A 12,728-nucleotide genomic window follows, 5' to 3' on the forward strand; every position below is an offset into this window, starting at 1 on the left:
GCGTCACCCCGTCGGGGACCAACCCGTCGCGACGTAAATGTTTCTCTGTTTCCTCTTCATCAGTGCCCTGCGCCTACGGCGAAGCGGTTTGTAGCAGTCCCGCGGGTAAAACCCCGCATCAGAAATCAAAGAAGGTGACGACACCATGTTCAAATACAAAAGCCCTCTGAGCCGGCTTCTAGAAGGTGCCGGAAAACCGAAAGAAGAAGATGCGGTGGAAACCGAAACCGAAACCGTTGCGGAAGCGGTCGAAACGGAAAGCGCCGCTCCGATTGCGGATTTCAACGCCCTGCGCGCGGCCCTTGCGGGTGGAAACGTTAGCTCGGACAGCTACGAGGAAGCAGACGAACTGATCCCCGAAGAACCGATGCCCGAGTTTTCGGAAGACCAGATCGAAGATCAGGCGACCGAAGAAGAAGTGGCCGAGGTTCAAGAGGTCGAAGAAGATGAACAGATTGTCACGCTTCATCTGACTGCGGAAGACGAGGTTCAGGACGATGAACCCGAAGTCACCGTAGAAGAACCAGAGGCCATCGAACCTGAAGTCGTATCTGAAGTTGCGGGCGAGGTGGAAATCGTCGGAGAACCCACACCGGAACCGGAGCCTGTTGATGTAACCCCGGAACCCGCCATGGTCGCACCTGCACCTGCACCGGCTGAAGATCGGCGTTCTCGTGTGAAGACGACGTTTTTGGGTTTCGAGCGTGCAGACACGCATGTTCAGGAGCTGATGGAAACAGCTGAGCCCGTTGAAAAGACAGAAGCGGCCGAACAGACATTCCCGGTTGGCTGGCTGGTCGTGACCGCCGGACCGGGTCGGGGTGCCGCGATTACCTTGACCGAGGGATTGATGCAGATCGGTCGGAATGACGATCAGGCTATTCAGCTGGATTTCGGCGACACCGGGATCTCTCGCAGCAATCACGCCGTCATCGCATATGACCCAGAGGACCGGAAATGCTATCTGGGCCATGGCGGCAAGGCCAACTTGGTGCGCCTGAATGGCAAGCCTGTGCTCAGCACCATAGCCTTGTCCAGCGGCGATCTGATCCGGATCAGCGAAACCTCGATCCGCTTCACCGCTTTCTGTGATGACGGCTTTGACTGGCGGGATGCCGATTAATGCTGGCGACCCCTGCATATGATATTGCCCTGATCCTGGACCAGGGTCAGCGCGACTCGCAGGAAGACGCGATTGCTGCGCGGGTCTCTGACGCGGCAGACGCGGGTTATGTCGTGATTGCCGACGGTATGGGTGGTCATGAAGCGGGTGAAGTCGCTTCGCAGTTGGTCATTTCAGCCTGGCGCGATGCGATGGATGCCCAGTTGGATGGGCCCGACCTTGCTGAGAGCGCACTGCTCGACGCTCTGCCGTTGGCCGCAATGCAGGCCAACGCCGCTATGGCGAGCCATAGTGAGGAAAACGAGGTCAATCTGGGCTCCACCCTTCTGGGCATGTTGATGCTGGATCAACGAGTATTCTGGATCTCGATCGGTGACAGTCCACTTTACCTGTTCCGCAATGATGCCCTGTCACAGGTCAACGAAGATCACTCGATGGCCCCGGTGATCGACGAACAGCTCGCACAAGGATTACTGAGCGCGGAAGAGGCACAAGGCCATCCGGATCGTAACCAACTGACTTCGGTGATCATGGGGGCTGCGATTCCAAAAGTGGATTGTCCGGAACAACCATTAGCGCTGATTGCGGCAGATGTACTGATCCTTGGCAGTGATGGTCTGCAATATCTCGGCAATTCCGAGATCGAAACGCTGGTGCGCACGCATATTCATTCCCCGGCTCGCGATATTGCTGATGCGCTGCTTCAAGCACTGCATGCAAAGGCAGACCCGGATCAGGACAACATTTCAATCGCCGTGGTCAAACCGGCACAGACTTAGACAGGCAGTGAAACAGGACAAAATGCGAAACCATCTTATCATATCCACCCTCGCTCTTGCTGCTGCAACAGGTGCAGCATCGGCGCAAGAGGCGTGTTCGACTTATGAAATCCAGCCCGGTGACAGCTTGCGGGAACTGGCAATTGCCGTCTACGCGACGGAAGATTACCGGGTCATCTATGATGCGAACCGGGAAACGATAGGGTCGAACCCCAATATCATTCGCGTCGGTGATGTCCTGACTTTCCCTTGTCTTGAAGATATCGGGCGCGCGGCGCAACTGCCGGATACCGAAGCTGGCCGCATGGCTGCCGAAATGGCCTCGGAACTGGTCAAAGCTGCCGAGGAACGGGCTGAAAAAGCCATTGCCGAGGCCGAAGCCCGCGTGGCCGCTGCAGAGGCCGAAGCTAAAAAGACCAGCGAAGAAGCCGTAATCGCGGCCAAGGCTGCGGCCAAGAAAGAGATCGAAGCAGCGCGTGCGGAAGGTGCCGCATTGATCCGCAACGCGGATGGTGGCGAAAGCCCTGAAATTCGTGACCGTCAGATTTTGTTGATCACGGGTGGTAACTACGCCCCGTTCACGGATGAAGCGCTGCCAAATCGTGGGCTTTATACCAACTTGGTTGAAACCGCGATGCTGCGGGCCGCGCCCGAGCAGTCCTACAAGATTCAGTTCGTTAATGACTGGTCGTCGCATCTGGACCTATTGATGCCGACTCTCGCCTTTGACGCCACATTCCCTTGGTCGCGGCCGAACTGTGAACAAGCCGCAACGTTGTCGGAAAATGATCGTTCACGGTGCGAAACCTATAATTTCTCAAACCCATTCTACGAGGTCGTTGATACGTTCTTCGCAAAAAGCGGTTCGGGTTACGAAGAGACACTGACTTATGCAGATTTCGCGGGCACAACGATTTGTAGGCCGGAAGGTTGGTCATTGTCGCATATGGATGCAGTTGGTCTTTACGAGCCTGCAATCACGCTGATGCGCCCCGTTTCACCCGATGATTGTTTTCGCGCGGTCATGGATGGCACAGCCGATATCGTCGCGATCGAAGCGCATCTGGCGGTCGAAGCAATCGGGCGTCTGGGCTACGAACATCAGATCATCGAAAACCCCAACCTAGCGGCAATCAAGTCGCTTAACGTCATGACCCACAAAGATAATCCGGATGGGGAAGCGATCCTTGAGACGCTCAACCAGGGTCTGGCGATCATGCAGCAATCAGGCGAGTGGCGCGACATCGTATCTACCGCACTGCGCTATCAAATGGAAAATGGCTAAGGCCTTGATTGGCCCAACGAAACAAAGTCTGGAGGAAGTGGACATGTTTAACAAGAAATTGAAGAAAGCAGTACTGTCGGCATCAGCCTTCACCGCCCTGAGCGCAGGTGCAGCCGCCGCTCAAGAGGCCTGCTCCAACTATACGGTTCAGGATGGTGACACATTGGCGACCATCGCCATTGCCGCCTACGGCACCTCAAACTATCAGCCGATCTTTAACGCTAACCGCAACGCAATCACCAATCCCGGTTCGCTAACCCCCGGTCTGGTACTGGCGCTGCCCTGTGAGGATGGCAGCCTGCCCAACGGTCAGAGCGCGCAAGAACTGATCGCGGCAGAAGAACAACGTGCTGCAAGCGTCAAGCGCTCGAATGTCTACGCGCCTCCGATCAAGATGGTCGCTGGCAACGGTTGGGAACCGTTCACTACTGAAGATCTGAGCGGCGGTGGCATCATGACCCGTCTGGCGACGACAAGCCTTCAGCGTGCTGGTAACAGCCGCGATTTCTCGGTCAGCTTTGTAGATGACTGGAGTTCGCATCTGGACACACTGTTGCCACTGGGTGCGTTTGATATTTCGATCGCGTGGACTGTACCGGATTGTACCAACCGCTCCTATGAGTGGTCTGCAGAGACCGAAGCCCGGTGTACCCAATTTGTCGCTTCGGTTCCGGTATATGACATTGTCGGTGGTTTCTTCACTTTGCCTGAAAGCGAATACGCAAAGGCGACAGATTTCTCCGACCTTGAGGGCTCGACCGTTTGCCGCATGGCAGGCTGGAGCATGGTGGTGCTGGAAGAACAAGGGCTCAACCGCGAGAACACAACCGTGGTCCAACCCAATTCGGCCCGCGAATGTCTCGATGCCGTATTGACCGGTACAGCAGACGTGGCTGCATTCGAAGTTGATCTGTTTGCCTCGACAATGAAAGACATGGGTTTGACCTCGGCGGACATTGTTGAGAACCCGTATGTCTCGACACTGTCTTCGATGAGCTTCCTTGCACACCGCACCAATCCATTCGCGCGCGAGTACATCGCGATGATGAACAAGGGTTTGATCGAGATGCGCGAGTCCGGCGAATGGTACGCGATTATTTCCGACACGCTGCGCGAACAAAATGAAAAGCTGAACGCAGCATCAAACTAATCCCTCGGTCGTTATGACCTTTCTTTGGGGCCGGTCTTCGGACTGGCCCTTTTTTTGTCGGTGGGTCAGTATCTTCAATGACAACGGCAAAGCCAACTGACTAGGCCTCAGACGTGGCGCAGTCAGCATTTGGTCTTATTTGCGCATACATAATGATTATTTTTATCCTTAATCGCTCATAAAAGGCGGCCGTCTACGGGAATCCCCGAATATTCAGCGTGAACGATAAGCGTAGGATGAACTCAACTGCACCGGTGAGGCGTAAGCCCCGCCACTCACTCAGAAAGAGGCTGGCTATGGGGGCTGGCCTTTTTCTTTTTCAGGGCACGAAAAAACCGGCCCTCTTCGGACCGGTTTCTCTTTAGGCGTTTATGCAACCCTGGCTTATCCGATGATCGCATTCAGGGTTGCACTTGGCCGCATCACCGCAGCCGCTTTGGCCGGATCAGTGTGGTAGTATCCACCCAGATCGGCGGGTGCGCCCTGCGCTGCCGCCAACTCGGACAAAATCTGTTCTTCTTTGTCCGCCAACTCTTTCGCGAGCGGTGCAAACTCGGCGGCAAGCCCAGCATCATCGGATTGCCCCGCCAAAGCTTCGGCCCAGTAACGAGCGAACCAGTAGTGGCTATCGCGGTTATCCGGCTGGCCGACTTTGCGGCTGGGTGACTTGTTGTTATCCAAAATTCCCTGCGTGGCAGCCTCGGCAGCGGCGCCCAGGACGCCCGCTTTGGCGTTGCCCTTGCTGTCAGCGAGGAAGTTCAGGGATTCTCCGAGCGCACAGAATTCACCCATGGAGTCCCAGCGCAAGTGGTTTTCTTCAACCAGTTGCTGAACATGTTTCGGCGCCGAACCACCTGCACCGGTTTCGAACAGACCGCCGCCATTCATCAGTTTAACGATTGATAGCATCTTGGCCGACGTCCCCAGTTCGAGGATCGGGAACAAGTCGGTCAGATAATCCCGCAATACGTTACCGGTGATGGCGATGCTGTCCTTGCCCGCCGTGATAGTTTCCAGCGACTGGCGGGTTGCTTCACGCGGGGCCATAGTCAAGAACTTGTCGGCCACGCCTGCAGCTTCAAGCGCTGGTTTGACATACTTGATCAGCTCGGCGTCATGTGCGCGGTTGGCATCCAGCCAAAAGATCGCCTCGGACCCGGTCAGGCGCTGACGGTCCATCGCCAGCTGGATCCAGTTCTCGATCGGGGCCTTCTTGACGGTGCAGGCGCGCCAGATGTCGCCCTTTTCGACGTCATGGGAATGCAGCGTTTCGCCATTGGCCAGAACGATACGGATTGTACCATCTGCGGGCGCTTCAAACGTCGTCGGGTGCGAGCCGTACTCCTCGGCCTTCTGCGCCATCAATCCAACGTTGGCGACGGCTCCTGCGGTGGCTGGGTTCAGTGCACCATTGGCTTTGAAGAAGTTGATGGCCTCGTCATACACCGGTGCATAGCAACGGTCAGGGATCACACAGTTAGTATCGCCCTTGGCGCCGGTTTCGTCCCAACCCTTGCCGCCAGCACGGATCACTGCGGGCATCGAGGCGTCGATGATAACATCAGACGGGACATGCAGGTTGGTGATGCCACGGTCCGAGTCCACCATATACATCGACGGACGATCCCCTTTGATCGCATTGATTGCGGCGACGATGTCTGCGTTGCCCTGAACCCGCTCAAGCAGGTCCCCCAGACCCGAGTTCGGGTTTACACCCAGTGCGTCCAGCTCTGAACCGAATTTTTCGAACACGGGGGCAAGCCACGCCTTGACTGCATAGCCGAAGATAATCGGGTCACTGACCTTCATCATCGTCGCCTTCATGTGCAGCGAGAACATGGTGCCGTCTTTCTTGGTGTCCTCAATGGCTTCGGTCAGGAACGACGACAGCGCCTTGACCGACATGAGTGTTGCGTCGGCCACAGTTCCTTCGGCCAGTGGCCAAGCGTCTTTCAGAACCGTAACGCTGCCATCTTTGCCCACAAACTCAATCTTGGCATCGCCGGCTTGCGCCGCAGTGATCGTTGCCGATTTCTCATTGGCGTAAAAATCATTGCCCGGCATCGAAGACACTTTGGTCTTGCTGTCCGCGCTCCACTCTCCCATCGAATGAGGGTTCTTCTGGGCATAGTTCTTCACAGCGCGCGCTGCGCGGCGATCGCTGTTGCCTTCGCGCAGGACCGGGTTCACGGCCGAACCCTTGATGGCGTCATAACGCGCACGGATCGCCTTTTCGTCGTCCGTCGAAGGCTCTTCGGGGTAGTTCGGAATGTCATAACCCTGTGATTGCAGCTCTTCGATGGCAGCCACCAGCTGGGGCACCGACGCCGAGATGTTGGGCAGTTTAATGACATTTGCGTCCGGTGTTTTCACCAGCTCACCTAAAGCAGCCAGATCATCAGTAATACGCTGTTGGTCTGTCAGCTTTTCGGGGAAGGTCGCGATAATACGCCCGGCCAGCGAAATGTCTTTGGTTCCGACGCTGACACCGGCTGCTGACGCAAACTTGCGGATAATGGGCAGGAACGAGGCGCTCGCCAGCTCGGGCGCTTCGTCTACAATGGTATACAATACGTCGAAGTTCGATTTTTCTGCCATATTCCCTTACCTTTTCTAAGCCTTTCAGGGGCGTGCGATCCAAGAGCATGTGCCGCCGTGACATAGGCACCAATCCCAAAGGGGACATGACGGCCCCACGGGTGACTCTGATTTGACAGGGCCTCCCTTAAATGAGGATTGGCTTGGGATCAATCGTATTGAGCGGCGCAAATTGACACGGGTCGAATTAGTTTGGGCTGTTGAGTGATATCACACCCCCGGAAACACCAACTCAAATCGCGCACCGGTCTTGGAAGGTACCAGCAAAATCCGCCCGCCATGTGCCCCCAACAGGTTTGTAACGATGGTCAGGCCCATCCCGGTCCCTCCCTTCTCGCGCGCGGTTGTGAAGAATGGGTTGAAGATGCGGTCCCGATTACCGTCGGATATGCCGGAACCATCGTCTTGGACAACCAATCGACCGAGTTCTGCGTGCAGGACCACCTGCCTTGCCCCGTGACGGCGTGCATTGTCCAAAAGATGTTGCAGGGCAATTTTCAGGCCAGAGGCTGCAAGGTTCAATGCCTGATCGCCGCCTTCTATGCTGATGTCCAGTTCGGGAAACGAAGAGCGTAACTGATCGGCAAGATCGTTCAGGCTTGCCTCCCCATGATGTTCCGGCACTCGTGCCTGTGCAACCGTGTTAAGAGCGCTGAGCTGCGTTTGCATCTGATCGCTTGCGCCCAATATCTGTTGCAGCAATGCGTGATCCTGGTCCGAGAGCGTTTCGGCCTCGGCCAACAACTCTCCTGCCGCACGGATCGCGGTGACAGGGGTTTTCAACTCATGCGTGACATGATCTGCAAAGACGCGGATCGAAGCTTCGCGCCGTTGCAGCGTATCCGCCATGCTCAGAACCGAACCGGCGAGGCGCGACAGTTCTTGTGTGCCATAGTGATCGGGCGGCTCGGCGCGTTGCCCTTGTTCAATGGCCCCTGAATAGGTCGCCAGCGACGTTATGGGGCGGAGCAGAAGCCGAACCATAAGGTATCCGACCACTCCGGTCGCACATCCGATCACGATCGCCAGCAAGCCCGCAGCGTTTCGAAACCCGATCTCAGGTCCAAGATACCGCAGCGCGATCAGACCCAGCAGAGACAGGGCGAGCGTACCCGCGAGACCTCCGCCAAGAACAAAACCCAGCGAAGGGCGCCATTTGCGTCTCAGCCCGGCCATGCACCCATCCGCAATCCGATCCCATGCACGGTTTCGATGGCACCGGCCCAGCCCTGATCCCCCAACTTGCGTCGTAAGTTCCGCAAATGACTATCCAGTGTCCTATCCGAGACCGGACTGCCTGCGCCATAAATCGCATCAACCAATTGTGGTCGCGAGACTATGGCGGCGGGCGTTTGCATCAGGCGACGCAAAATCGACAGCTCGGTTGCGGTTAAGGCAAGCGCATTACCGTCGACCCGAACCAAATGCGCCGACACATCCATTTCAACCGGGCCATGCCGCAGGAGAAGCTCTGCAGCACCAGGTTTGCTGCGTTTCAGGATGGCTTTGATCCGTGCAACCAACTCACGGGGGCTGAAAGGTTTGGTCACGTAATCATCCGCTCCCAACTCGAGGCCCAAAATGCGATCAATCTCGTCATCACGCGCGGTCAGGAACAAGATTGGTACGTCCGAGCGTGCCCGCAAGCGGCGACAAACCTCAAGCCCATCGATCTCAGGCAGGCCGACATCCAGCACGACAAGATCAGGCGCTTCCCGCATCGCGTGGGTTAGAGCCATTTGGCCATCGCGGGCGGTAACCGTTTGGTAGCCCGCGCGCTCAAGCGTGATCGAGACCAGCTCTCGCAGGCGTGGATCATCATCCACGACGAGGATTTTCATCTACCTTCTCCGGCATGGGTTCGACGGCCAGATTACGGATCACCCGATCTGCGCGAAAGCCCCAATTCCTCCAATTGTCGACGACCGGAGGGGTTACGCAATTGCGTACCCGTTTGTCCTTCAGCAACTCTGCCGCCGCCATCTCATTGAGCTGACATGCGTAGTAGGCATCAAACCGTATCGGATTTTCCAGATTCCAACGGGCGATTAAGGCTGAAAAATTCACGAAGCAGCATGCATAGAGCACGCCAATCCCCAGGATCGCAGATCGCAGCAATAACCAACGGTTCGATTTACCCAGCAAAATTTGCCAACCGGTCAGACACAAGCCCACAGCAACCAGCGCCATCCATATTGCCGCATGAACACGCAAATAGGTCAGCCCGTAGAAATCAACGTAAAGCGACAGGCGCATCAGCGATGAGATCACCAGCAATACATTCTGCGCCAGCCACAGCATCATCCATCTTGTCAGCCCCTGCCGCTCGTTCAGATAGGGTCGCGCGGCCAAGGCAAATGCGCCCGCCAGCAAAGCTGTGACCAAGAGTGGGTATGCCCCGCGATGAGCATATTCAGCATAGGTCATCCCCTCGGGCAACTTGGCGTTGCCCCAGAGAAAGACCATGTCCATCCCAGTTTGCACCGCCAGCAGCAAGTTGAACACCATTAGCGCATTAGCAACGGATTGGGCATTCAGGCCAAAGGCAGGCAATGGGCGCTTGCGTCCGGGGCCAAATCGGGGGGTAAGCAAGTCAGGCCGCAAGGTGACCGCAAGAAAGGGCCAGATCGTGATTGCCGCCCCGATCCAGAATAGCAGTCGGTCGAACCGCATATCAAATCGCCAAATCCGATCGATCCAATCAGACAAGACCGGATTGGCCGCAACCATCAGCGAAGCAAGGATCAGTGCGCCTCCGATCGGGAAACTCCAGTTGCGCAGTGCACGAAGGGCAACCCCGTCAACGCGGGAAACCGAATGACCTTTCTGAACCGCCTCTATCCCGTGTCTGAGCGCCAATATTGGAAACAGAGACAGAAACCGGCGAACCGAAGCGACCTCATGATTGCCCAGCACGGCCCAACACAGCGCAATGGTCGATCCACCCAGCAAGAAAGCTACGGACAGGGCCTGAACATATTCCACCACCGGAAGAATGCTAAGCAGCAAAAGAAGGGTTGGCTCGACAAGTCCACCACGGCGGCGCAGCAAGGCAAACACTACAGCGGAAACCGCCAACGTAAAGAGTGCGATTGAAAGGCCAGGAGAATGGTCGAAAAACAGAAAATCGGCGAGCGCAACCAGAAACACCAAACCCAAAAAAGCGTGGCGATTGCCGGGTTCCGCTAAGCCATCGGCTCGGTTTGTGCCTCGATCAGGTGTGTCCAGCCACCAACTATCTTGTAAAACTGATGCCGGTACACCGCGCACGATGAACTGTCCCATTTAACTGCTCCTTGTTTGTGTTGGTTCTGTCTGGCCTAGGCAGGTGCAGATCACCGCGTAAGGGTCGTGCATTTTTTGTGCAGAGGTGCTTTTCGTAGCGCAGCCTCTTCCCCTTGTGCGTGCCGGTGGCTAAGACGATCTTCCAACCGCAAGTCAGGAGGCCCCTTTTGGACCGTATCACCCGCACCATCGCCACCGAGATTAACGCCCGCGCGGAACAGGTTGGGGCCGCGGTCAGGTTGTTGGATGAAGGTGCGACCGTGCCCTTTGTCGCCCGTTATCGTAAGGAAGTGACCGGCGGGCTGGATGATACCCAATTGCGCACCCTTTCCGACCGACTGAATTATCTGCGTGAGCTTGAGGCCCGTCGCGAGGCTATTCTGTCCTCGATCAAGGATCAGGGGAAACTGACGGACGATCTGGTGAAATCGATTGCCCAAGCCGAAACCAAGGCGCAGTTGGAAGACATTTATCTGCCGTACAAGCCCAAACGCCGGACCAAGGCGATGATTGCCCGCGAGAATGGTCTGGAGCCGCTGGCCGATGCGATCCTGTCCGACCGTGCGGCGGAACCAGAAGGTCTGGCTGAGGGGTATCTGAATGAGGCTGTCCCCACGACCAAAGACGCGCTGAATGGTGCACGGGACATCATCACAGAGCGGCTTACCGAAAACGCTGCTTTGCTGGGAGAGCTCCGAAACTTCATGCAACGTGAGGCGTTGCTGAGCGCAAAGGTCGTCGAGGGCAAGGAACAGGAAGGTGCCAAGTTCAGCGATTACTTTGATCATTCCGAGCTTTGGTCGAAAACCCCGTCGCATCGAGCGCTGGCGTTGTTGCGCGCCTCGAAGGAAGGGATCGTAACGCTCGACATTGCTCCCGAACCCGAAGCGGGAGCCGCGCGGGCCGAGGCCATGGTTGCGGCTCATCTGAACACGCGCGGTGATACTCCTGGTGACAAGTGGCTACGCAAGGTCGCGGGCTGGACATGGCGGGTCAAGCTATCGCTTTCGATGATGGTCGAGCTGATGGCCGACCTGCGCAGCCGCGCACAAGACGAGGCAATTCAAGTGTTTTCGCGCAACCTAAAGGATCTGCTATTCGCTGCTCCGGCGGGGGCACGTCCGACGCTTGGGTTGGATCCCGGCATTCGCACCGGGGTTAAAGCCGCCGTGGTGGATGCAACCGGCAAGGTGGTTGCAACGGATACGCTATATCCGTTTCAGCCCAAGAATGATCTGCGTGGTGCACAAGCGGCAATCCTGAACCTTATCACTACACATAAAATCGAGCTTATTGCCATCGGCAACGGCACAGCCAGCCGCGAGACTGAGCGTTTGGTGGCCGATACGCTGTCGCTTCTGCCCAAGACCGTCAAAGCGCCCACCAAGGTCGTCGTTTCCGAGGCTGGAGCCTCGGTCTACTCGGCATCCGAGCTTGCCGCGCGCGAATTTCCCGACCTCGACGTCTCGCTACGTGGAGCGGTCTCGATTGCCCGCCGGCTACAGGATCCCTTGGCTGAACTGGTCAAGATAGAACCCAAGAGCATCGGCGTCGGCCAGTATCAGCACGATGTGGATCAGCACCGCTTGTCACAGTCACTGGAGTCGGTGATCGAAGATGTGGTGAACGCTGTGGGCGTGGATCTGAATACCGCTTCAGCCCCCTTGCTTTCTCACGTCTCGGGTCTGGGACCGGGATTGGCCGAGGCGATCGTCACGCACCGAGATATTCATGGTGCCTTTGCGTCTCGCAAGGATTTGCTGAAGGTGGCCCGCCTTGGTCCGCGCGCCTTCGAGCAGTGTGCAGGTTTCCTGCGAGTTCGTGACGGTTCAGAGCCTCTGGATGCCTCCTCGGTTCACCCCGAGGCTTACGATGTCGCCCGTCAGGTAGTGGCAGCATGTGGGCGCGACATTCGCCAAATCATGGGGCATGAAGGCGCGCTGAAAAACCTGCGCGCCGAGCAGTTTGTGAGTGAAACCTTCGGCTTGCCTACGGTTCGGGATATTTTCACCGAATTGGAGAAGCCCGGCCGAGACCCGCGACCCAGTTTCAAAACAGCGTCGTTTACGGACGGGGTTGAGGAAATCACGGACCTGAAGCCCGGGTTGGTGCTGGAGGGTACCGTCACCAACGTCGCCGCCTTCGGCGCGTTTGTCGACATTGGCGTGCATCAGGACGGGTTGGTTCATGTCAGCCAACTGGCCGATCGGTTCGTGAAGGACCCGCATGAGGTGGTCAAAACCGGGCAAGTTGTCAAAGTGACGGTGGTCGAAGTCGACGTTCCACGTAAGCGCATTGGGCTGTCCATGCGCAAGGACGGTGGCGCTTCGGCACGCGAGGGCAATGCACTCCGTGGCAAGGGCAAACCGGCACGAACACCCAAGCCAGGGGAACAGCGGCGCAGCCATGGGGGTCAGAGCACCCAGAACGGGGCCTTTGGTGACGCTCTTAGAGACGCCTTCAATAAACGTTAGGCGGCAACCCTGTCATAGGGCTAAATACGAGGCG

The 12,728-nt window shown here is 57.0% G+C and carries 9 protein-coding genes; 5 read left to right on the plus strand and 4 right to left on the minus strand.

Going from position 1 to position 12,728, the window contains the following annotated elements; translation table 11 throughout:
* Positions 1–145: 145 nt before the first annotated feature.
* From ACR0KC_RS09665 to ACR0KC_RS09680, 4 genes are read left to right on the plus strand one after another with little or no spacing between them, the layout of a single operon-like run.
* The gene (locus ACR0KC_RS09665) at positions 146–1,123 is read left to right on the plus strand and encodes an FHA domain-containing protein (RefSeq protein WP_223118646.1); all 978 of its coding nucleotides are present in this window, start codon (positions 146–148) and stop codon (positions 1,121–1,123) included.
* Positions 1,123–1,902 carry a PP2C family protein-serine/threonine phosphatase gene (locus ACR0KC_RS09670; protein WP_170393913.1) on the plus strand — a complete coding sequence of 260 codons (780 nt, stop codon included), beginning with the start codon at positions 1,123–1,125 and terminating at the stop codon, positions 1,900–1,902. Before ACR0KC_RS09665 ends, ACR0KC_RS09670 begins: the two co-directional genes overlap by 1 nt.
* A 22-nt stretch (positions 1,903–1,924) precedes the next feature.
* Positions 1,925–3,187: a transporter substrate-binding domain-containing protein gene (locus ACR0KC_RS09675; protein WP_170511889.1), complete on the plus strand. Its 1,263-nt coding sequence runs from the start codon at positions 1,925–1,927 to the stop codon at positions 3,185–3,187.
* Between the two features lie 43 nt (positions 3,188–3,230).
* Positions 3,231–4,337, plus strand: a complete 1,107-nt coding sequence (locus tag ACR0KC_RS09680; RefSeq protein ID WP_170393909.1) for a transporter substrate-binding domain-containing protein — start codon at positions 3,231–3,233, stop codon at positions 4,335–4,337.
* A 384-nt stretch (positions 4,338–4,721) separates the two neighbouring features.
* Here ACR0KC_RS09680 and ACR0KC_RS09685 read toward each other — a convergent pair whose 3' ends face one another.
* The 4 genes from ACR0KC_RS09685 to ACR0KC_RS09700 all read right to left on the minus strand — a co-directional run bounded on the left by ACR0KC_RS09685 (position 4,722) and on the right by ACR0KC_RS09700 (position 10,220).
* Positions 4,722–6,935, minus strand: coding sequence for an NADP-dependent isocitrate dehydrogenase (locus tag ACR0KC_RS09685; protein WP_480771776.1), 2,214 nt, complete (start codon positions 6,933–6,935; stop codon positions 4,722–4,724).
* Positions 6,936–7,145: 210 nt separating this feature from the next.
* Positions 7,146–8,111 carry a sensor histidine kinase gene (locus ACR0KC_RS09690; protein WP_480771777.1) on the minus strand — a complete coding sequence of 322 codons (966 nt, stop codon included), beginning with the start codon at positions 8,109–8,111 and terminating at the stop codon, positions 7,146–7,148.
* Entirely contained in the window at positions 8,099–8,776 is a 678-nt protein-coding gene (locus ACR0KC_RS09695; RefSeq protein WP_170393903.1) for a response regulator transcription factor, read from the minus strand. The genes ACR0KC_RS09690 and ACR0KC_RS09695 overlap by 13 nt, the downstream gene beginning before the upstream one ends.
* Positions 8,754–10,220 carry a DUF4153 domain-containing protein gene (locus ACR0KC_RS09700; RefSeq protein WP_480771778.1) on the minus strand — a complete coding sequence of 489 codons (1,467 nt, stop codon included), beginning with the start codon at positions 10,218–10,220 and terminating at the stop codon, positions 8,754–8,756. Before ACR0KC_RS09700 ends, ACR0KC_RS09695 begins: the two co-directional genes overlap by 23 nt.
* A gap of 167 nt (positions 10,221–10,387) precedes the next feature.
* Here ACR0KC_RS09700 and ACR0KC_RS09705 point away from each other — a divergent pair, with 167 nt between their 5' ends.
* Positions 10,388–12,694 carry a Tex family protein gene (locus ACR0KC_RS09705; protein WP_480771779.1) on the plus strand — a complete coding sequence of 769 codons (2,307 nt, stop codon included), beginning with the start codon at positions 10,388–10,390 and terminating at the stop codon, positions 12,692–12,694.
* The last annotated feature ends 34 nt before the right edge of the window (positions 12,695–12,728 follow it).

The organism is Ruegeria sp. CF3 (genome assembly GCF_056537365.1).